Genomic DNA, 21,628 nt, shown 5'->3' with positions numbered 1-21,628 from the left:
TTGTTGTATAATTTTACACAAAAGAAGTTAGCTGGAAGGAAGCGTTGGTCAAGGATGCTTGCGAATAATCGACTGAATAGGAAGTGATTATCTTTTGAAGTCAAAACGGTTATTGGTCGATTTCTTTAAAGAGACATGGCATATTTACTTTTTTTCGATTTTGTTTCATTTGATTGCAAACATTATTCATGTCCAATTTCCGAGGGTGCTGCGCGACTTTACGGATGAACTCCAGGCGGGGCATCTAACGCAGGAGGCAGTCGTAAACTACAGCTGGCTATTGCTCGGTATTGGAGCAGGTTTTGCGCTGATCGGCGGGTTGGCTCAGTACTTGGTTATGTATGTCGGGCGTCTGTTTGAATTTTTGACTCGGCGCAAGCTGTTTAATCATTTTACCGGATTAAGCGAGAGCTTTTATTCGAAGAATGGCGTAGGCAAGCTGTTGAGCTATTTTATGAACGATGTGACGGCTGTTCGTGAATCGATTTCGATGGGGGTCAATCAGACAGCCGGTGCGACAATCCTGTTAATTTCGGTCATTACGATGCTGGTATTAAGCGATATTCCGTACGACCTCATTATTGCTTGTATGCTGCCGCTTATTTTGATTCCCTTCATCGTTGTCAAACTTGGGCCAGTCATTCGCAAGCGTTCGCTTAAAGTACAAGAATCGCTTGCCCAGATGACTGAATCGGCGGAGGAGCAGTTTGGCGGCATTCGCGTGACGAAAAAGTTTGCGGTGGAGCCCATCATGAATCGCCGCTTCGGGGAGACGGTAGATCGGATTAGAGACAATCAGCTTAATCTCGTTCGCGTATCCTCCTTCTTCCAGGCTCTTATCCCATTTCTAGGAGCGTTGTCGCTTATCATCGCGCTTGCGCTTGGCGGCTATTTGACGATTGCGAAGGAGATTACGCTTGGCGGCTTTGTTGCTTTAACGTTATACATTCGAATGCTGATGAACCCCTTGCAGCAAATTGGCAACGTCATCAACACGATGCAGCGGTCACGCGCTTCACTGGAGAGACTGAACGATTTGCTCAGTAAGCAGCCGGATATCAAGCAGTTTAAGGATGCGCTGTCGCTAGACTTTCAACATGCTGGCATTCACATTCATCATTTATCCTTTTCCTATGAGGAGTCTTCCAAGGAGGCGCTTCGCAATATTAATTTGGATATTAAACCGGGGACGATGCTGGGGATTGTCGGAAGGACGGGCAGCGGCAAGACGACGCTCATGAAGCTGCTGCTGCGGACGTATGATCCTCCGGCAGGGACGATTTGGTTTAACGAGACGGATATCCGGGATTTGACGCTTGAGAGTCTTCGTCGTCAGATTGCTTATGTCCCGCAGGATGGCTTCCTGTTCAGCACGACCATTCGAGAAAACATTGCTTTCTATCGGCGGGAAGCGCTGCTTGAGGAAGTAGAGGATGCTGCTCAAAAAGCACAGATATACAGCAATATTATTGATTTTCCCGACCGGTTCGATACCAAGCTCGGTGAACGCGGTGTGACGTTATCTGGGGGGCAGCGACAGCGGACCAGCTTGGCAAGAGGGATTATTAAAAATTCACCAATCATGATTCTAGATGATAGTGTAAGCGCTGTCGATGCCGTGACGGAGACAGACATTATGGAATCGATTCGGGCAAGCAGAATAGGTAAAACGACGATATTGATCGCGAATCGAATAAGCGCATTGAAGCATGCGGACGAAATTATCGTGATGGATGAAGGAGAGATTGTACAGCGGGGCACGCATGAGAAGCTGCTTGCGCAGGAGGGGCTATACGCCACACTCCACGCCATACAGGAGGAGGGAAGTCATCATGCCGCAGGCCATTAAAAAAGGGGAATCGGATCGGAAGACGGAACTTAAGCAGCCCGAAGTCAAGACCAAATACCTTTCAACTTTCCGCGTTTTAACTGGCTATATTAAGCCGCATCGATTAACTTTTGTCGGCGTGTTTTTCTGTACGCTAATTGCCATTACAGCAGAGCTGCTGCAGCCCTTTCTTATTAAAATCGCGATTGATGATAATCTCATGGCAGGTAAAAATGATTTCAGCGGCCTGCTTGTCATTGGCGGCGTATATTTATTGCTGTCGCTGCTAAGTCTGGTCTTTACTTTTATACAGAACAATTTGCTGCAGTATGCCGGTCAAAGCATCGTGATGAAGATCCGCAAGCAGCTGTTCGAGCATATATCGAAGCTGTCGATGTCTTATTTCGACAAGGTTCCTAGCGGAAGCCTTATTACCCATGTATCAAGCGATACAGAGGCTTTGAACCAGTTTTTTAATCAGGTGCTGTTAAGCCTGCTGCGAGACGGAATGACGCTCATCTTCATTATTGTGCTCATGTTTCAGCTCGATGTTACGATGACGCTGTATTGTTTGATTTTGCTGCCGGTCATTGCATTAATTGCGATCTTATTTCGTTCATATATGCGCAAAACCTATCAGATGGCTCGTACACGCTTATCTCGGATGGTAGCCTTCGTCGCAGAAAATCTATCGGGTATGAACCTGATTCAAGCCTTTCATCAAGAGGAGGAGCAGGGCAAGCAGTTCACCGAGCGGAATCAATCCTACTTTCGGGCGAATGTGCGTGAAATCCGGACGAATGTACTGTTTAACCGGTCCTTTGAGATTTTGAGCAATTTATCCATTGCGTTCGTGACATGGATTGGCGGCACGGCTGTGCTGGGCTCCTCGCTTGAGTTCGGCGTATTGTATGCCTTTATTACGTACATTCGTCAATTTTTTCAGCCAATTAATACGATCACACAGCAATGGAATACACTTCAAGCCGCTACGGTCGCAGTGAATCGGATATGGGGAATTTTCGCGATCCGGCCAGAGGTCGAGGATAAGACAGTCACTCAGGCAGTGCGTGTATCCGAGGTTGATGGCAGAATAGAATTTAACAAGGTGTCGTTCGCCTATACGCCGGGAAGTCCTGTCATTCGCAACCTTAATCTTCATATTGAGGCAGGCCATATGATTGGTATTGTGGGTACAACAGGAGCGGGCAAAAGCTCATTAATCAGTCTGCTTTGCCGGTTCTACGATGTGCAGCAGGGAAGTATCCTTATTGACGGAACGGATATTCGCGATATTCCGCAGGCCGATCTTCACCGCATCGTCGGTCTTGTGCAGCAGGAGCCGTATTTGTATTCAGGGACGATTCTTGATAATGTGCGGCTGTTCGATGAGACGATTTCAAGAGAAACCGTGATGCGCGCATGCGAGTTTGTCGGTGCGGATACGTTGATTATGCGGATGAAGGGTGGTTATGACACCAGATTGTCCGAGCGGGGGAGCGGTCTGTCCGCCGGAGAGCGTCAATTGATCTCCTTCGCCAGAATTATCGTGTTCGAGCCGAAAATATTAATTTTGGACGAAGCGACAGCCAATCTTGATTCCCAAACGGAGCAGCTCATACAATCGGCGCTGCAGCTCGTATCTGTCGGAAGAACGACGCTTATCATCGCACATCGTCTGTCGACCATTATGCAGGCAGATCGTATTCTGGTCATGAAGAAAGGCGAGATTGTAGAGGAGGGTACGCATATCGAGCTGCTTGAGTATAAAGGCTGTTATGAGGAAATGTACCGGCACTCGCAAGGCGGTACGATGAACGAGGCCGGTTAAGACGTTACTAAACAAGCAAATGAGTTCGCCTGCGATAAACGAGCGGATTTCATATTTGAGACTTGATTATTGAACGGTTAAACTATTAAAATTAATGAGGCGTTCTACTAGAGTGCTTGACGTATACACTACTATTGTTAGAAAGAAGCAGATGCAGCTATGAACATTTTTCTCCATATTTTATTGACGAACGTACTTCCGATGGGCATTATGATTGCTTTGGGCATTATTATTCAACGGGCCTTCAAGCTCGATATTAAAACATTATCCAAGCTGAACTTTTATTTATTTTCGCCGGCGATTATGTTCGAGCTGCTTTACAAAACAAGCATTTCTGTCTCGGTATTCGGTAAAATCCTGCTTTTCTTCGTCCTGTTTATGATTATGCAGTATATGCTGGTTGAGATTGTTATTCGAATGAGAGGTTATGGGCCCAGCATGAAGAGCGCAATGCGCAACAGCGTCCTGTTCTACAATAGCGCAAACTACGGGATACCGCTAAACCAGCTTGCTTTTGCGGGCAATGAGAAAACGCTGGCGGTTCAGGTTATCATCATGATGACGCAATCGCTTGTGCCTAATACGTACGGAATTTACAGTGTAAACGCGCATAAAGCAGACATGAAAGCGATCATGCGCACGATCCTTTCGATGCCGGTCATTTATGTTATACCGCTTGCCTTTCTATTAAGAGGCTATAATATAACCATTCCGCAGCCGATTGCGACGCCAATCGAGTATTTGTCCACGGCCTTCATCGGTACGGCGCTTATTACGCTGGGTGTACAGCTTGGCAATATGGAGTGGAAAATAAAACGTTCGCTCCTCGTCGACGTAAGCTTGTCGGGCATGCTTAGGCTCGTTGCGGGTCCGCTGCTTGCCTGGCTGATCGTATGGCTGATGGGGCTCGACAAGCTGACAGCAGCTGCGCTTATCGTATCATCGGCTGTACCGACCTCGCTAAGCAGCGTGCTGCTTGCTGTAGAGTTTGACAATGAGGCGGAGTTCGCTTCGCAATCCGTATTCGTATCTACCATTATCAGTATTGTAACGGTCACGGCAGTTATTTTCTTTTTGCGGCTTAATGTTTAGGTTGGAATCGTAGATCTCAGTCATATCTTATGAAAAACATGATTTATAGTGACAGCCTCTGAGTTACACGATTAGTTCAAAATGATTGCTGAAAAGAAGTAGCATCGAGGATGAAACATTGAAAATTTTTCACCGTCAGAAATCAACCGAGCACCCTCTGCGATCAATTTCCTCAAAATATCAATTGGACAGTATGCTAACTTTTCTTCTCCATGCCCAACCTCTATTATGCGCATTCGCTTTTCCACAACCTTGTTGTGTGATTCATTTTCTACATCTTTTTACGTAATTGTTCCAAGTAACGGATCAAATGACGGTAACTCAATTCCAAGACCAGAAATCGTTTGCTGATAAGCTACCATTGCCATGTTTATCTACCTCCAAATGTGTAGCTCCTCCCCTTCATCCGTGTGTCGCAGCCTCCATAGCCCGATTTACCTGGATTTTTTTGTGCGGAGCAAGCCCAAAGGCATTCATTGTCTATTCGTTAAATTTTATTTGAAAGAGGGGTCAAGCCACATACCAGCAGATGAAGAAAAGTTGAGTATTTTTTCATTATTGTGGATATCCTAATTTTGCTAACATCTTTTATTTCATGCAATAGGCTGGGGGGCAGTTGTTCATGAGCTTGATTAATAAACCAACTACAAACAAGCAGCTTAGCTCCCAGGAGAGTATGTCTCCTCAGAATTGGGAAGAGGAAGCGTCAGCCATTGTTGTTACTGATCGCTTAGCTGACAATATAGAATGGATTACGGAGACGCTGGGAAACAGTACTGATCTGATCGTCAGGCGCTTTAAGATGGGCGAAGGTGTCTCACAGGATGCCGCTGTTTTGTGCATGGAAGGAATTTCGGATGCAAAGTCGATACTAGAGTCTCTGGTCTTTTCTATGCGCCAGCTGGGGGAACGGGAGATTCACTGGAATTTAATGGATGCTGAAGACTTCGTGGAGCGTCTTCTCGTTCCGGTGGGCTCGGTGAAGAGGGCTGAAAATATGAACGCTCTTCTCAAAGCGCTTTTATTTGGGGACACTGTATTTCTGTTCGATGGTCTTCCGTATGGCATTATTGCCGGCTCTCGCAAGCTGGAAGACAGAGGCATCCAGGAGCCAAGCAATGAGCCTGTCGTTCGGGGCCCTCGTGATGGCTTTATTGAAACGCTGCGCACTAATACCGGATTGCTGCGAAAAAGAATCAAAGACCCGAATCTATGGATGGAAACGTTCCAAATCGGCAGATCGACCCAAACCGATGTCGCTGTCATGTACATGAAAGGCATCGCGAGCATGAGGGTTGTGAACGAATTGCGTGAACGTCTAAAGGAGATAGATATCGACAGTGTGTTGGAAAGCGGCTATATCGAGGAGTTTATACAAGACAAAACGTTCACGCTATTTCCGCTTGTATACACGTCAGAGCGGCCTGATGTGATCTCGGCTGAACTATTGGAGGGAAGAGTTTCCATTCTCGTTGACGGATCTCCATTCGCGTTGGTAGTGCCTGCAATGTTTGCTCAATTTATGCAAGCCTCAGAGGATTATTACCAGCGATGGGATTTCGCTACTTTTATACGAATTATTCGTTATTGCAGCCTGGGCATTACTCTCCTTGCCCCAGCGATTTATGTTGCGATTACTACGTTCCATCAGGAGGTGCTGCCTCCCCAATTGCTGATGAGTCTAGCAGCTGCCCGGGAGGGAGTCCCGCTGCCTGCTTTGGTGGAAGCGATGATTATGGAGATTACGTTCGAAATATTGCGGGAAGCAGGGGTCAGAATGCCGAAAACGATCGGTCAGGCGATGTCCATCGTCGGTACGCTCGTTATCGGGCAAGCGGCCGTAGAGGCCGGATTTATTTCACCGGCTATGGTTATTGTCGTGTCGTTAACGGCGATTTCCAATTTTGTTTTGCCAACGTACAGTATTGCGATATCGTTCCGGCTGCTTCGCTTCGGCATGATTTTATTAGCGGGAACGATGGGGATCATTGGTATATTAATGGGCATTTTGGCGACTGTACTTCACCTGTGCAGTCTTCGGTCTTTCGGTATACCGTACATGAGCGGATTCGCTCCATTCGAAATGGACGATCAGAAGGATATCATATTGCGGCTTCCGCGCTGGATGATGAAATCCAGGCCCCGTTACACAAAAGACCGGAATTACGTTCGTAACAAATCCAAATCGAACCCGGCAAAGAAAAACTAAATCGATGAAAGAGATCCGGATAGGCTGGGAGGGGCGTCAATGGCATTAAAGGGCTGTAAATGGCTGTTGATTATCGCAGCCTTTGTATTGCTGACGGGATGCTGGAATCAGAGGGAGCTGAATGAATTGTCTATAGCGGTTGCGTTGGGGCTTGATGCGGCCAAGGATGGTCAATTTATCGTTTCTGTTCAGCTGGTAAACCCCGGAGAATTTGCTTCGAAGCGATCCGGAGGGTCTGGCGGCTCCCCGGTATCGACCTTTCAATCGCGAGGGTATTCCGTGTTTGACGCTCTTCGTCGATTAACGACCAAGCTAAACCGCAAGGTTTACTTGTCGCATTTGCGGATGCTGGTAATTGGTGAAGAATTGGCTAGAAGAGGGATTTCCGAACCGATTGACTATTTATCCAGAGATCATGAGATGAGGTCCGACTTTGCCATCGTCATCGCGAAGAAGCAAAAAGCTTCGGAAACGTTAGACATTTTGACTCCTCAAGACAAAATACCGGCAAACAAAATGTATTCCTCCTTGGAAATTGCCGAGACCGCCTGGGCATCCACCAGCAAGGTGACGCTTGACATGCTAATCGATGAATTGGAGAGTGATGGAAGAAGTCCTGTTCTAACCGGATTGGTGGTGAAAGGTTCGCGCAGTAAAGGAGAAAAATTGTCTAACCTGCAGGTCGCTGATCCGAAAGCGATTTTACAATACGATGGCTTTGCGGTGTTTAGAGAGGACAAGCTAATCGGTTGGTTGAACGAAAAAGAAAGCAAAGGCTATAACTTTATACAAGGAAAAGTGAAAAGCACGGTTATCGTTAATGAATGCCAAGGCCAAAGCGGTAAATTGGAGATCGAGCTCATTCGAACAACTTCAGCGATTAAGGCGGAGCTGTCGAATAGAGGTGAGCCGCAAATTACAGTTGACGTCCATGCAGAGGGAAATGTGGGTGAAGTAACCTGCAGGATCGATATGCTGAATCCCGCTTCCATCGCACAGATTGAGCAGATGACTGAGAAAAAAATACAGGATGCTATTTTGGATTCGGTAAAGACCACGCAAGCCAGGTACAAAACAGATATCTATGGATTCGGCGACACCATTCATACCGCGTATCCGCAAAAATGGAGGACTTTAAAGCATAATTGGGATGCTGCATTTACAGAATTAGAGGTAAAAGCGAAAGTTGACATTGAGATTAGGCGAGTCGGAACCATCAGCCAATCGATTAAATCTAGAGTAAGGAAATAGACAGTATGTGGCCCGTAATAGGAGTTTCGTTATTCACCCTTATCGTATTTATGTTAGAGCTGCCCAAGCTGAGCAAAGCTAAGCAATTCAAGGAGATCGTATTTTTTAGCTTGCTTGCGGTTGGAGCGTTGCTCATCTATGTCTTGCAAACACTGCACGTTAATTTGCCGAATCCTCTATTGCTTATTGAGTGGTTTTATATGTGGCTAGGGCTCGTAATCAGGTAACGGGGCAATCCCGCGACCAGAAGAAAAGGAGGTGCGATTCGTTTGAAGGAAAACAATAATAGTTGGATAAGCTTGCATCAATTTACTGTGCTTGTCATTATGTTTGGCGTAGGCTCATCCATCTTGGTCGCACCTGCGTCGCTGGCTGCCGCTGCTAAACAGGATGCTTGGATTTCAAGTTTTATCGGAGTTGTCGTTGGATTTCTACCGATCATTGTTTATATCGCATTAGCGAACCTCTTTCCCAGGCAGACATTGATCGAGATCAACGAATCGGTTTTTGGAAAATGGTTAGGAAAGCTTATTTCATTTTTGTACGTTCAGTTTTTTTTCATATTAAGCTTCATGCTGCTGGGAGACATCGGCTATTTCCTGACCACTGAGGTCATGCCGGAGACGCCGATCATTTTTATTATGGGAGGTGTCATGTTCATTGTTGTCATGGCGACCCGACTAGGCCCGGTAGTGTTCGCGGAGGGAGCGGAAATTTTTTTCCCTTGGGTCATGTTTATGATCGTGATGACCGTTGTCATGCTGCTTCCCAATATTGAATCGAGGAAGATCGAGCCGATTTTGGAAAATGGCTTTATGCCGGTTTTGAAAGCGAGCGTTCCCTTCGTAAGCCTTCAGGAATACGTCATCCTTTTGATGATTTATCCGCTTGTCAAAAATGCGAAACGAGCAGGAAAAGCATTTTATTCGGGTTCCCTTATTGCTGGCCTGCTGCTTGTAATCACGATATTAATCTGTATTCTTGTGCTGGGGTCAAGCCTTACACAGGTTAGTATGTACCCGACCTTTACCCTTGCCAAAAAAATTAGCATCGGCAATTTTCTTGAGCGTGTGGAGGTCATTGTTGGGGGACTCTGGTTTGTTACTATTATCTTCAAATTAATATTGACCTTCTTCGCCGCGTCCCATGGGATTAGTCAGTTATTTGGATTTAAATCGTATAGGTTTCTTACTATACCGTTGGGCATGCTGACTACCGTATTTGTACTGCCGGCATACACAAATATTGTTTTTGTTATGGATTTTATTCATCGGGTGTGGCCGGCATATGGTTTAACCTTCATGGTCGCGCTGCCTTTCTTAACATTGCTTGCCGCCTTGCTTCTAAAGAAAAAGAAAAAGCAAGAGCAAGCTTAAACTATAATTAGCTTTATACGAATCAAAGGAAGCCAGTCCGGGGATGGAATGGTTCTTTTTGTTATGTTTTTTATGTCTTGAACATAAGGGGAGTCAAGGTTAGAATGGAAAAGATAGACAAGGAAAAGGTTTAATGGAAAAGTAATGCTAGAAATGGAGGGCTAGGTCTTCATGCAACCATCATCGCATGATATTATTCGTGCAAGCGCTTTAAAAAGAACGTTCGGTCGTGGTAGCGGTGCGGTTACCGTACTAAAGGGTGTCGATCTATCGATACCGGCAGGACATCTAATTGCTCTGAAGGGAAGGTCCGGTTCCGGAAAAACGACACTTATTAATTTACTCAGCGCGCTGGATCGACCGACGGAGGGAGAAATTTCGTTTGCAGGGCGAGAATTGACAGCGTTGTCAAACCTGGAGAGAGATATGGTGAGACGGAAGGAAATGGGTCTTATTTTTCAATCGTTTGCGCTAATTCCACTCATGTCCGCCTATGAAAATGTAGAGTTTATATTAAGAGTAGCAGGCATGAAGGCTGCGGGCCGCAAGGAAGCAGCCGTTCATGCGCTTGAGCAGGTCGGCTTGAAGAGCCGCATGCATCACAGGCCTTTCGAAATGTCGGGCGGCGAGCAGCAAAGAACGGCGATTGCAAGAGCGATTGCGCACAAGCCGAAGCTGCTGCTGGCCGATGAGCCGACGGCCGAGCTGGACAGCCGTACAGGGCTGCAGATTATGAAGGTATTCCGCGATTTGGTAGAAACGGCAGGCATGACGATTATAATGACGACCCATGATCCCGCCATTATGGAAATAGTTGACCATGTATATGAATTGGAGGATGGACAAATTGTCGCACAAGCTTAAACCAGTGCTGGGCTGGTCTTTTGCGCTGCTCATCAGCGCTTCACTTACGGGATGCTCCCTGCTCCCAGCGGAGGAGAACGCTCTAAAGCCGCCACTCGTCAAGCCGGCACAGGAAAATTATCGAACCGTTAATGTAGAGAGAGGAACGATATCGCAGGAAATTATCGGAAACGGAAGCCTTGAATCGACACGAACGGAAATTGCCCAATTTACGGGACAAGGCGGTCGTATCACGAAAATGCTCGTCACGGCCGGAAATCGAGTAAAGAAGGGGGATGTTCTTGTACAGCTTAACGTCGAAGGACTCGATATACAGCTGAAGGAGCAGCAGCTGTCAGTTGCCCGAGCCAAGCTTTCGCTTAAACAAGCCAGAGCAGGCGGCGATTCCGATGCCATTAGCATCGCTCAGCTTCAGCTGGATATTGAGAATCTCAAGCTGGAGCGATTAATGACATCCTTTAACAGCAAACAGCTCGTTGCCGGAATGGACGGCCAGATCACGTTCGTTGAGGATTTGGAGGAAGGCGATTTTGTCGAGCCTTATCAGACGCTTGTCATTATTTCTGATCCATCGCAGCTGCGTGTTGCGCTGCGCGTTGAAGCGAGCGCGGAAATCAGCAGCGTCGACGTTGGTTTCCCGGCTAAGGTTGCCTTTGGCTCGGAGGAGCTGGAGGGTAAAGTAGTTCAGACGCCTTCTTCGGCTCCGGTCACGATGAATGAGCAATTGCGAGACCGTTATTCCAAGACGCTGTACATAGAAGTGCCGAACGTACCGGCCGATGCGTCAATCGGGGCATTTGCAGATGTGAAAATAATATTGCAGCAGCGTGAGGATGTATTGAAGATTCCGCGCAGCGGCGTGCGCAACTTCTTGGGCAGAACCTTTGTACGGACGCTCGAGGAGGGCAATAAAATTCGGGAGATCGATGTTGAGACAGGCATTAAGGGATCGACTGAATTTGAAATTACGAAGGGCTTGGAAGAAGGAGCGATTGTTGTATTGCAATAGTGGTGGTCTAAGGCTATCATATAGTCGGCCATATTAGCCGTTTATGCTTGGGAGGTTTTTAAGTGGCTTTGTTTGTCATGATTATTCGTAAAATGGTTCAAAATAAATGGCTGGTCGGAAGCTTATTTATTGGTTTGGTTATGTCAGTTGCTTTGGTTAGCAGTATGCCGATCTACTCGGAGGCCGTCCTATCGAGAATGCTCGTGAAGGACCTGGAGACGATGCAGGAGAATAGGGGCATCTATCCCGGCTCGCAATATAATAAGCTGTTTTACACAAAGGAAACGCCTGAGCAGATTAATCAGATATTCGGGAAAGTGGATGGTTATATCCGTAATCAGGCCGCGGCGAGCTTTCAAATCCCTGTTCAGGAGCTCGTGACCGATGTTCAATCGAAATCGCTTAAGATCAGAGCAACGAATGATCCGGAGACGAATACCAATAAGTCAGTGAAGACGATGTCGCTGCGCTCGTTCTCTGAGCTCGAGGAGCATATCCAGCTGATAGACGGCAGAATGCCTGCCGCTGAACAGCCGGTTGACGGCGTTTACGAAGTATTGGTAACTGAACGTGCTCTAATACAGTTTAAAGCAGTCATTGACTCGGAATTTGTCGTAGTCGATGAGAAAATTGCCGGGGAAATAAAATTCAAGCCAGTTGGCGTATTTGCGAAAAAGCAGGATGATGATCCCTATTTCCGCGATTCGGATTTAAGCGAGCTCAGCAATAGCTTCGTGATCAGCGATAAAGTTGCCAACCAGTATCTGCTTCAGGAAGCGCGTATACCGGTTGCTTCGGTTGGATGGTTCTTCGTGCTGGACTATTCGAAGCTAGAGCTGCGATACGTGGATGATTTTGTTAATACGACGAATAAAATCAAAAACGCCATGCTGCAGCATGTCACGCTGTATCAATCCGTTTCGGAAACACCTGCTCTCGATACGATCGTGAATTACCTCGATCGGGCTGAGCAGCTGCGAACGTTGATGTGGTCGCTCAATGTTCCGGTGCTTATTATGCTCGGCTTCTATATGTTCATGGTATCGAATCTGATTGCCGAACGGCAGAAGAACGAGATTGCCGTTCTCCGCAGCAGAGGGGCCGCGCGCTGGCAGGTCGTTACCTCGTATGCGGTCGAGGGAATTATTTTATGCGGTCTGGCCTTCGGAATAGGACCGCTGCTGGGCGTCGTTTTAACTGAAATTCTCGGCGCGTCCAACGGCTTCCTTGAATTCGTGCAGCGTGTCCGTCTGCCGGTCAGACTGACGGAAGAGGCTTATCAATATGGCGCAATTGCTGCAGTTGCTTGTTTCGTCATTATGCTCATTCCGATCATCATGGCGACGCGAGTTACGATCGTCGGATATAAGCAGCAGCTGGCAAGACTGCTGAAATCACCGCTATGGCATAAAATGTTTCTCGATGTCATTGCGCTGGCTCTCGCGCTATATGGTCTATACACCTTTAGAAAAAGACTTGCCGATTTGCAAAGCTTAGGGCTGAATGCGACCGATCTTAATATTGATCCGCTGCAATTTGTTGTGCCGGCCTTATTTATTATGGGAGCTGGCTTGCTGCTGCTGAGACTCTACCCTTGGATTCTTAAGCTCGTCTATTGGATCGGAAAGAAATGGTGGCCGCCTTCGATTTATGCAACGTTAATTCAGGTAGGCCGTTCAAGCTCACAATATCAGTTCTTGATGATCTTCCTTATTATGACGATTGCTACAGGTGTATTTAGCGCCTCGGCGGCAAGGACGATTAATAATAATACGGAGGACCGGATTCGCTATGGGAATGGCGCGGATATCGTCCTGACCTCGCAGTGGGTCAATGATGCGCCGCCTCCAGCACCGCCAGGCGCGCCGGTACAGGAGCCTGCTCCATTAACACCATCGGTCATTCATTATTTGGAGCCTGCATTTGAACCGTTCAAGAGGATAGAAGGCGTTGAAGCCGCGGCTAAAGTGTTTACAAAGGATGCGGCTTTCAGCGCGAATGAAGAAAACGGAGCAGCGACCTTGATCGGTATCGATACCGACGAGTTCGGGATGACAACCTGGTTCCGGGACAGCTTGTTGGATTATCCGCTAAATGACTATTTGAATCTAATCGCATCGGATTCTCAGGCGGTTCTCGTATCGAGAACGCTTGCCGAGCAGAAGCAAGTAAAGGCTGGAGATACGATCTGGATTGGCTGGAGCGATGTGCCGCAGCAGCCCTTCAAGGTGTTCGGTATCATTGATTACTTCCCGACCTTCAATCCAAATCCCGCTATAGGCAGTGTTAATGCAAGCGATGAGGATTCGGTTCGCAATGCTCCGATGTTAATTGTCGGGCATCTGCCGCGTATTCAAGTACAGCTTGCTCTAGAGCCTTACGATGTATGGATTAAATTGAAGCCGGAAACAACGACAGCGGAGTTTTACGAGAGTCTTACTGAATCTAAGCTCCCGATCACGAATATCGTCAATACGAGAGAAGAGCTGGTTACGGCCAAGAATGATCCGTTCCTCATGGCATTAAACGGAATTCTAACGCTAGGTTTTGTCCTCTCTATACTCGTAAGCTTCATCGGCTTCCTGCTGTATTGGGTATTGTCGCTGCGCGGCCGAACGCTGCAAAATGGTATTTTGCGCGCCATCGGCTTATCTTTAAAGCAGCTAATCGGCATGCTGGGCATCGAGCAATTGCTTACTTCAGGGGTTGCGGTGCTGATTGGTATCCTTGTCGGCAACGTTGCCAGCCTGCTATATGTGCCTAACTTTCAAATTGCCTTTAACCCGAGCAGCCTTGTCCCGCCGTTTAAGGTTATGTTTGATGCGGATGATCTGATGCGTATTTATGTGCTCGTTGGCTTTATGCTGCTAACCGGTCTTGGCATATTGGCTTACATGCTGTCGCGTCTGCGCATTCATCAAGCGATTAAGCTAGGGGAGGATTAACGGATGATTCATTGCGAAGGATTAGTCAAAATATATAAGACAGCCGATTTGGAAGTATTTGCTCTGCAAGGCCTCGATCTCCAGATCGAGAACGGCGAGCTGATGGCCATCATCGGCAACAGCGGCAGCGGCAAGTCAACGCTACTCAATATGCTGGGCGGCTTAGACCGCCCAACAGCCGGCAAGCTGACTGTCGATGGCAAGGACATGCTTAAGTTTACGGAGCGTGATTTTGTCCGCTACAAGCGCGAGAGCGTAGGCTTCGTCTGGCAAAACAACGCGCGAAATCTGATTCCCTATTTAACCGCTCTTGAGAATGTGGAGCTTCCTATACTGCTGACAGGAAGCCGGAAGCGTTGGAGAGCGAAGGAACTGCTCGATGCGGTTGGACTCAGCCACCGTGAATCCAATAAGCTGTATGAGCTGTCCGGCGGCGAGCAGCAGCGGGTGGCCATCGCGATTGCTTTGGCGAATCATCCGAAGCTGCTTCTTGCCGATGAGCCGACGGGCTCTGTGGATTCGCGGATGGCGAATCAAATTTTGGATCTGTTCCGCGAGCTGAACCGAACGATCGGCATTACGGTCGTGATCGTAACGCATGACCCTGAGCTGGCGAAGAAGGTCGACCGCGTCGCGGCGATACGCGACGGCAAAATTTCATCAGAGATGCTGCGGAGACGCTCGTACGCCGAAGAGCTGGCGGAGCTGGAGCAAGCGGCAGAGGAGGAGGAAGGCACGCATGTCGAGTATGCCATACTCGACAAAGCAGGGCGCCTTCAAGTGCCAGCCAATTACTTAGAATCAATCGGCGTCAAAAACTCCAATAAACTGCGAGTAGAGCTTAGCGAGGGCAGGATTGTGTTACTTCCTCCTGAGGAGAAGAAATAATGAATAGAACGAAGAAGGGTACCCTAAGCTCCTCGTAGCCTAGGGCGCCGTTCTTTTTTTGCTCAAGAGCTCTCATTTTATTGACATCTTGCGATCGCGGCGATTGGCTTTGCCTGCTCGCTATCAAAGGCATACTTTAACTAAAAATTAAAATAAGGCGGTCGCCCGTACAATGGCTACATTTTTTTTGATGATTATTTATCTCGCATTCATTAGCTTAGGCTTGCCCGATTCTCTGCTGGGAGCAGCATGGCCTGTGATGCAATCGGAATTTGACGCGCCGCTGGAGACTGCGGGCATGCTGTTCATGATTATAGCTGGCAGTACGATCGTCTCAAGCCTAGCAAGCGGCCCGATCATTAAGCGGCTTGGTACCGGAAATATTACATTGATAAGCTGTATTATGACCGCAGGCGCATTATTAGGTCTTTCGTATGCTCCATCGCTTTTGTGGCTAATTTTATTTTCAGTACCGCTTGGTCTGGGAGCAGGAGCTGTCGATGCAGGCTTAAACAACTATGTCGCAACCCATTATAAAGCCCAACATATGAGCTGGCTGCACTGCTTCTGGGGGGTCGGTGCTACCCTTGGTCCAATCATCATGTCCCAGCATATTGCGAATGAAAATGGTTGGAGAGATGGTTATATTGTTATTTTCGCTGTTCAAGTTGCACTCGTTGTGCTGCTGTTCTTCACGCTTCCGCTTTGGAAGCGGGTAGCTAAAACGAATTCGACAGATCTGATTGAAAATCAGGAGGATACACAAGTAGCGCTGCACGATGAAGCAAATAAAAAAATAAAGCCATTGCAGGTTAAAGGCGTTAAGCTGGCACTCGTTACTTTTTTATTTTATTGCGGCGTGGAAGCAACAATGGGCTTGTGGGGCAGCAGTTTTTTAGTAAATGTGAAGTTATTGCCGGCGGATGTGGCGGCTAGGTGGGTTTCTATGTTTTATGCCGGCATCACAGTTGGCAGATTGGTGACCGGATTTATTGCCTATAAGGTGAGTAACCGTACACTAATCCGTGTGGGACAAGCGACAACGCTAGCTGGAGCCTTGCTACTCGTATTGCCGCTCCCGACCATTTGTGCATTTGCCGGTTTTATTATGGTTGGTCTAGGCTGCGCGCCTATATTCCCGTGCATGCTGCATGAAACGCCTGTCCGTTTTGGAAAAGAGCATTCTCAAAGCATTATGGGCTATCAAATGGCTGTCGCATACACCGGCAGCACCCTTTTGCCGCCGCTGCTTGGATGGTTTGCGGCTCATACCACAATAGCGATTTTTCCTTTTTTTATAGCAGCGTATGGGATCGTTATGCTGGTGAGCTCAGAGAAAATAAATGCATTCATGAAAGCGCGGCTGCTGCAAAACAGCTAAATGGATTTCAAAAAAGATTATCCCTGAAGCCAGTGAGGGCTGAAAGGATAATCTCTTTTTATATGGATTATGCTTGCACCCGATCTTCCTGAGCAAGCTTAAGCTTTGCTCTGACAGCTCAATTTTTAATGGTTGATCTCCACATTAGCGATAAGAAGATAACCATTTTATAAATTAATTTGCCATTTATGTGTGTGCTAATGATTGAATATTTTACATTGCCGATGGATAAAACAGTTGAGTTTTTTGGTAGCATAATTAATAATAAAATATATAACAAAACTCCCATTACCAAAAGCTAAGGTGGAAAACTTTAATGTCAAAGAAAGTCACGATGCAGCAAATTGCTGATTATTTGGGCGTTTCCAAGTTTGTTGTCTCCAAGGCGCTCTCCGGCAAGGGCGGCGTCAGCGAGACGACCAAGGAGCGTGTTATTCAAGCGGCTTCTCAGCTCGGTTATTTTTCACAAAAGAACGCGTATGTCAAAACGATGAAGCTGGAGCAGCTGCCGAAGCTGCCTTCATCAGGCAAGCAATCCGTGCTTGTGCTGATGCCTAACATTCGGTTCCAGACGAAGGAGTCGCTTTACTGGGGACGCATTCTCGATGGCATTTCCGCCCGGCTGGAGGAAGAAGGCTGCGGTATGGTTATCGTCTCTGAGCAGAGCGTTGACCATTTCCTGCATTTCCTTAACCCGAACGGCATATTAGGGCTTATTGGCGTTGGTGAAATTTCGACTCCGTTGCTGCTGGAGGTGCATCGGATCGGCCTGCCGATGGTGCTCGTCGATCATGAAGACATGCTCATTCCGAGCGATACGGTGTTTACTAACAACTATGAAAGCATGTACCGGCTGACGAAGCATTTGATCGGGAATGGTCACAAGCAGTTCTCCTTTATAGGGGATATTGGCTATTCCAGAAGCTTTAAGGATCGTTTCCTTGGCTTCCGCAGCGCACTCGAGGAGTACGAGGGGATAGAGGCCGGCATCGGCAGCAAAGGGGAATGGCTGCTCACGGTGGAGGGCTTCGAGCATGAGCATTTCGAGGAGCCGATTAAGCAGTGGCTGATGAAGCGGATAAAGGCAAAGACGCTGCCTACCGCGCTCCTCTGCGCGAACGATATGATTGCGATCGGAGCCGTTCATGCCCTTCTGAAGCTTGGTATTTCAGTTCCGGGAGAAGTATCCGTAACCGGCTTTGACAACATCGATAACTCTTACAAAATATCGCCGGCCTTGACGACCGTTCACGTGCCGAAGGAGGCGCTTGGCAAGCGCGCGGTGGAACGGCTCTTTAGCCGAATTGCGAGCAGGCAGGAGCCGATGGAGAAGCTGCTGTTGGCAGGTGAGCTGCTCTATAGAGAGTCGACTGCGCCGGCGAAGGGCGTATAAGCACGCAGGGCTGTCACAGACAGGTAACAATGACCTGCTTGGACAGCCCTTCGATAAGATGCCTCAATTAAAATGATCTTTCTTACAGCTGGAGATTGCGGTCGATCAAAGCAATGCGCTGCTCTACGCAGGCGTATGAACGAAGCGGATCCTCCGGCGTATTGATGCAGTAGTCGAGCAGTTGATCAACCGATGTTACGGCTACGTGGCAGCGCGTATCGGATGATGCATAGTAGATGAAGACGTCGCCGTTTTCCTTCGCGATTACACCGTTACAGAATGCGACGTTGGAAACGTCGCCGACACGCTCGATGCCTTCCGGCGCGAGCAGATGCCCGCCTGGGCGGTGTGTCACTTTGCTGGGCTCCTGGAGATCAGACAGGAATGCATACAATACATAGCGCAAGCCCGCTGCTGTATTGCGCACGCCATGCGCGATATGAATCCAGCCTTCTTCTGTTTTGATTGGTGCCGGTCCTTGGCCGTTCTTCACTTCTTTGATCGTGTGGTAATGACGTTCGTCAATAATTATCTCTTGCTCTACAACCGCATTCTCGATCGTCTCTGATAGTCCCCAACCGATGCCGCCGCCAGAGCCCGTATCGATAAAGCCGTCTTGCGGACGTGTGTAGAAGGCGTATTTGCCGTTGATGAATTCAGGATGCAGCACGACGTTGCGCTGCTGGTTGGAGGCTGTCTTCAGATCGGCAAGGCGCTCCCATTGCTTCAAATCTTTCGTTCTCACGATACCGCATTGTGCGATGGCGCTGGACAGATCGCCCTTTGGCGCATTCGGATCTTTTCTTTCCGTACAGAACAAACCGTAAATCCATCCATCCTCATGCTGAACGAGTCGCATATCGTATACGTTGACATCCGGTTCGCTTGTTTCGGGCAGCAGAATCGGATAGTCCCAAAAGCGGAAGCCGTCCACGCCGCTGTCGCTTTCCGCGATGGCGAAGAACGATTTACGGTCATTGCCCTCCACGCGGGCAACGAGATAGAACTTTCCGTTTAATGAAATAGCGCCTGGATTGAATACGCAATGAACGCCAAGGCGCTCCATGAAGAAAGGATTTGTTTCCGGGTTGAAATCATATTTCCAGATCAGCGGCGCATGCTCCGCCGTTAGAACAGGGTGAACATAGCGGTCGAAAATACCGTTTCCTAATTGTACTGGCTCATTTTTGCGCTGGATCAGCGCCTCGTAGCGCTCGGTAAGCTGCTGCTTGCGTTCATTGAATCTATTCATTCGTGTGACCTCCGTAAGATGATTTATAAGCTGCTTTCTGAATGTGAAAAAATGAAATGATGCGGTTAAACGTTAATGTGAAGAAGCTGCGCCGTTTAGACGCTCGATCATTTCGAAGCATGCGCGTCCGTTATGATAAGGACATTTCCATGGGCTTACCTTCTCGATATTGTCGCTGGGCGCGCCATCGCGCGTGACGCTCCAATGCCATTCGCCATGTTCCTTGTCCACGATGAAGCTTTCGATAAATTGCCAAGAGAGCAAAGCGGCATTGCGGTATTTCTCGTCACCCGACAATTGATAGGCATTGTAGAAGCCGACAACCGCTTCGGCCTGCGGCCACCAGTCCTTATGGGTATCGATTAATCCTTCAGGACCAGCCTCGTTAAACAAGCCGCCGTCTTGATCGACACCCTCGTTATAAGTAGCTTCCGCCATACGCAGCGCTATCGCCTTCGCTTCCTCAAGCAGCTTGGCATCGCCAAGAACCTCTGCAGCCTCTACAAGCAGCCAACTGCCCTCGATATCGTGACCGTAAGAAATATGCTCCGATTTGCAGGTCCATTTCTCATCGAAGAAAAGAATAAAGTGCGCATTTTTTGCGTTGATAATGTGTTTAATCGTAATTTCAATGAGCTCCTTCAGCTTTGCGTGAAGCTCCTCGGATTTCCATACGCGATATAGATTCGTATAGCCCTCCATGACGTGAAGATGCGTATTCATCGATTTCTTCTCGTTCAAATCCTTTTCGCTCAAGCTGTTGTCATCTGTCTCCTGCCATTCACGGGTTAAAGCCTCGAAGTAGCCCTTATACTCCTTATCATAGCTGTAGCTCTCCAGCGTATGAAACAGCTCGATTGCCTGCTGAAGCACCGCTTCATTTCCGGTGGCGCGGTAATACTCGGCGAAAGCGTAGATAGCGAAGGCTTGACCGTAAACCTGTTTCTTCGTTTCAGCCGGCTTCCCTTCCGCATCGACCATCCAGTACAATCCGCCGTATTCGGGATCGGTAAAATGCTGATTCACGTAATTGTAAGCACGCTTTGCTATGTGCAGATAAGCCTCATTCCCAAAAATCCGATAAGCGGAGGCAAAGGTCCAAAGGATGCGGGTATTGAGCACCAGGCTTTTGCCCGCCTCGGGATTTACCGTTAAATCCCGGCTAATAAAACCATAGAAGCCGCCGTTTTGTTCATCGATCGTATGCTGCATCCAAAAACCGAGAATGTTCGTTTTCAGCTCATGCTCAATACGTGTCAGCCACTGCTGCTTGTCGTTAAGATCACTCATTTAGGAGCACCTCCTTTATTTTAGACGCATAATAATCCCGAACCGTTTGCTCCGCTTGCTTGCCATACATGCAACATCATGAGAGTCGTCTAACTTCACTTAAGATAGGTTTGTTATTACTAATAAATACTTTATTATATAACAAGTAAACATGATTTTAATGCTGTTTGCAATAGATTTCTTCAAATTGGCAATGGTTATCGGAATTCACATTATGATTGCAAGGAAAAATGTTAGCGTTATTATTTGCAAATATGCTAACAACGTTAGCGGTGTGTAAATGTCCTCTGCTGATCGTTAATCCGGACTACTTCTTGTGCTGCAGGTCGGCTTCATCTGGGATTGGATCGATCAGTCGATTCGCGTCACGGATAAGAACGGTACGGTGAAAATGCTGCGCGCTTACACCGATAACGACCGCGGCTGCGGTCAGCATGAACGGTCTGCCACATGGCGGGAAGCGGGAGCCGGACGCGAGCTCCGCGGGATGCACAGACGAGCATGGCGACAGAACGTGTTCATTACAGCCTTCTCACCACTGCTGAATCCTTGCTGCTCATTATCTACACGGTACATGGCAGCGGAGAGGTCGAGGTATATCAGGAGCTCCGGCCTAGAGCGGGACCGGATGAAACGTATTGGGATCGTCAGACTGGAGGCAAGCTTGGGGTTTACACCGGCAAGGTGCAGGAACAGATGGTGCCTTACATTCGCCCGCAGGAGTGCGGCAACAAAATGGATGTCCGTCGTGCGACGATAACGAATGCGCAGGGCGAAGGTATTCTGCTGAAGGGCGCGCCGTATTTTGAGCTGGAAGCGCATGATCATATTCATCTGCTCCCGACAAGCGATAAGACAGTCGTTCGCGACAATCACAAGCAGATGGGCGTAGGCGGATATGACAGCTGGGGACAACGGCCGGAGAAGGAATATATGCTGTATGCGAATCGCGTATATTCGCATCGCTTCACTTTGCAGGGCATGTAATTTAAAGAAGCAAAAATAGGCTGGTCCACCGT

The 21,628-nt window shown here is 47.9% G+C and carries 17 protein-coding genes; 14 read left to right on the top strand and 3 right to left on the bottom strand.

Annotated features, from left to right (window positions below):
* Window positions 1–94: 94 nt before the first annotated feature.
* The 13 genes from ACO9K6_RS09895 to ACO9K6_RS09835 all read left to right on the top strand — a co-directional run bounded on the left by ACO9K6_RS09895 (window position 95) and on the right by ACO9K6_RS09835 (window position 18,067).
* Window positions 95–1,849: an ABC transporter ATP-binding protein gene (locus tag ACO9K6_RS09895; RefSeq protein ID WP_424767398.1), complete on the top strand. Its 1,755-nt coding sequence runs from the start codon at window positions 95–97 to the stop codon at window positions 1,847–1,849.
* Window positions 1,833–3,659, top strand: coding sequence for an ABC transporter ATP-binding protein (locus ACO9K6_RS09890; protein ID WP_424767397.1), 1,827 nt, complete (start codon window positions 1,833–1,835; stop codon window positions 3,657–3,659). Before ACO9K6_RS09895 ends, ACO9K6_RS09890 begins: the two co-directional genes overlap by 17 nt.
* A gap of 159 nt (window positions 3,660–3,818) precedes the next feature.
* Window positions 3,819–4,751, top strand: a complete 933-nt coding sequence (locus ACO9K6_RS09885) for an AEC family transporter (RefSeq protein WP_424767396.1) — start codon at window positions 3,819–3,821, stop codon at window positions 4,749–4,751.
* 622 nt (window positions 4,752–5,373) lie between these two features.
* Window positions 5,374–6,960 carry a spore germination protein gene (locus ACO9K6_RS09880; protein ID WP_424767395.1) on the top strand — a complete coding sequence of 529 codons (1,587 nt, stop codon included), beginning with the start codon at window positions 5,374–5,376 and terminating at the stop codon, window positions 6,958–6,960.
* 39 nt (window positions 6,961–6,999) lie between these two features.
* On the top strand, window positions 7,000–8,211 hold the full coding sequence (locus ACO9K6_RS09875; RefSeq protein WP_424767394.1) for a Ger(x)C family spore germination protein: 1,212 nt from the start codon (window positions 7,000–7,002) through the stop codon (window positions 8,209–8,211).
* A gap of 5 nt (window positions 8,212–8,216) precedes the next feature.
* Window positions 8,217–8,438 carry a hypothetical protein gene (locus tag ACO9K6_RS09870; protein WP_424767393.1) on the top strand — a complete coding sequence of 74 codons (222 nt, stop codon included), beginning with the start codon at window positions 8,217–8,219 and terminating at the stop codon, window positions 8,436–8,438.
* Between the two features lie 42 nt (window positions 8,439–8,480).
* Window positions 8,481–9,587, top strand: coding sequence for a GerAB/ArcD/ProY family transporter (locus tag ACO9K6_RS09865; RefSeq protein ID WP_424767392.1), 1,107 nt, complete (start codon window positions 8,481–8,483; stop codon window positions 9,585–9,587).
* A gap of 171 nt (window positions 9,588–9,758) precedes the next feature.
* Window positions 9,759–10,451, top strand: a complete 693-nt coding sequence (locus ACO9K6_RS09860) for an ABC transporter ATP-binding protein (RefSeq protein ID WP_424767391.1) — start codon at window positions 9,759–9,761, stop codon at window positions 10,449–10,451.
* Window positions 10,435–11,460: an efflux RND transporter periplasmic adaptor subunit gene (locus ACO9K6_RS09855; protein WP_424767390.1), complete on the top strand. Its 1,026-nt coding sequence runs from the start codon at window positions 10,435–10,437 to the stop codon at window positions 11,458–11,460. The genes ACO9K6_RS09860 and ACO9K6_RS09855 overlap by 17 nt, the downstream gene beginning before the upstream one ends.
* A 62-nt stretch (window positions 11,461–11,522) precedes the next feature.
* The gene (locus ACO9K6_RS09850; RefSeq protein ID WP_424767389.1) at window positions 11,523–14,405 is read left to right on the top strand and encodes an ABC transporter permease; all 2,883 of its coding nucleotides are present in this window, start codon (window positions 11,523–11,525) and stop codon (window positions 14,403–14,405) included.
* Window positions 14,406–14,408: 3 nt separating this feature from the next.
* Window positions 14,409–15,293: an ABC transporter ATP-binding protein gene (locus ACO9K6_RS09845; protein WP_424767388.1), complete on the top strand. Its 885-nt coding sequence runs from the start codon at window positions 14,409–14,411 to the stop codon at window positions 15,291–15,293.
* Between the two features lie 172 nt (window positions 15,294–15,465).
* Window positions 15,466–16,674 carry an MFS transporter gene (locus ACO9K6_RS09840; RefSeq protein WP_424767387.1) on the top strand — a complete coding sequence of 403 codons (1,209 nt, stop codon included), beginning with the start codon at window positions 15,466–15,468 and terminating at the stop codon, window positions 16,672–16,674.
* A gap of 316 nt (window positions 16,675–16,990) precedes the next feature.
* On the top strand, window positions 16,991–18,067 hold the full coding sequence (locus tag ACO9K6_RS09835; RefSeq protein WP_424767386.1) for a LacI family DNA-binding transcriptional regulator: 1,077 nt from the start codon (window positions 16,991–16,993) through the stop codon (window positions 18,065–18,067).
* Window positions 18,068–18,149: 82 nt separating this feature from the next.
* Here ACO9K6_RS09835 and ACO9K6_RS09830 read toward each other — a convergent pair whose 3' ends face one another.
* The 3 genes from ACO9K6_RS09830 to ACO9K6_RS09820 all read right to left on the bottom strand — a co-directional run bounded on the left by ACO9K6_RS09830 (window position 18,150) and on the right by ACO9K6_RS09820 (window position 21,045).
* Window positions 18,150–19,319 carry a glycoside hydrolase family 130 protein gene (locus tag ACO9K6_RS09830; RefSeq protein ID WP_424767385.1) on the bottom strand — a complete coding sequence of 390 codons (1,170 nt, stop codon included), beginning with the start codon at window positions 19,317–19,319 and terminating at the stop codon, window positions 18,150–18,152.
* Between the two features lie 72 nt (window positions 19,320–19,391).
* Window positions 19,392–20,609, bottom strand: a complete 1,218-nt coding sequence (locus ACO9K6_RS09825) for an AGE family epimerase/isomerase (protein ID WP_424767384.1) — start codon at window positions 20,607–20,609, stop codon at window positions 19,392–19,394.
* Between the two features lie 307 nt (window positions 20,610–20,916).
* Window positions 20,917–21,045: a hypothetical protein gene (locus ACO9K6_RS09820; RefSeq protein WP_424767383.1), complete on the bottom strand. Its 129-nt coding sequence runs from the start codon at window positions 21,043–21,045 to the stop codon at window positions 20,917–20,919.
* Between the two features lie 65 nt (window positions 21,046–21,110).
* Here ACO9K6_RS09820 and ACO9K6_RS09815 point away from each other — a divergent pair, with 65 nt between their 5' ends.
* The gene (locus ACO9K6_RS09815) at window positions 21,111–21,596 is read left to right on the top strand and encodes a beta-galactosidase small subunit-related protein (protein WP_424767382.1); all 486 of its coding nucleotides are present in this window, start codon (window positions 21,111–21,113) and stop codon (window positions 21,594–21,596) included.
* Window positions 21,597–21,628 lie beyond the last annotated feature (32 nt).

It is taken from the genome of Paenibacillus praedii, from assembly GCF_049725345.1.
Taxonomy (GTDB): Bacteria; Bacillota; Bacilli; order Paenibacillales; family Paenibacillaceae; genus Pristimantibacillus.
The sequence above is the reverse complement of the archived record's forward strand: the minus strand, read 5'-3'. Positions and strand labels throughout refer to the sequence as shown.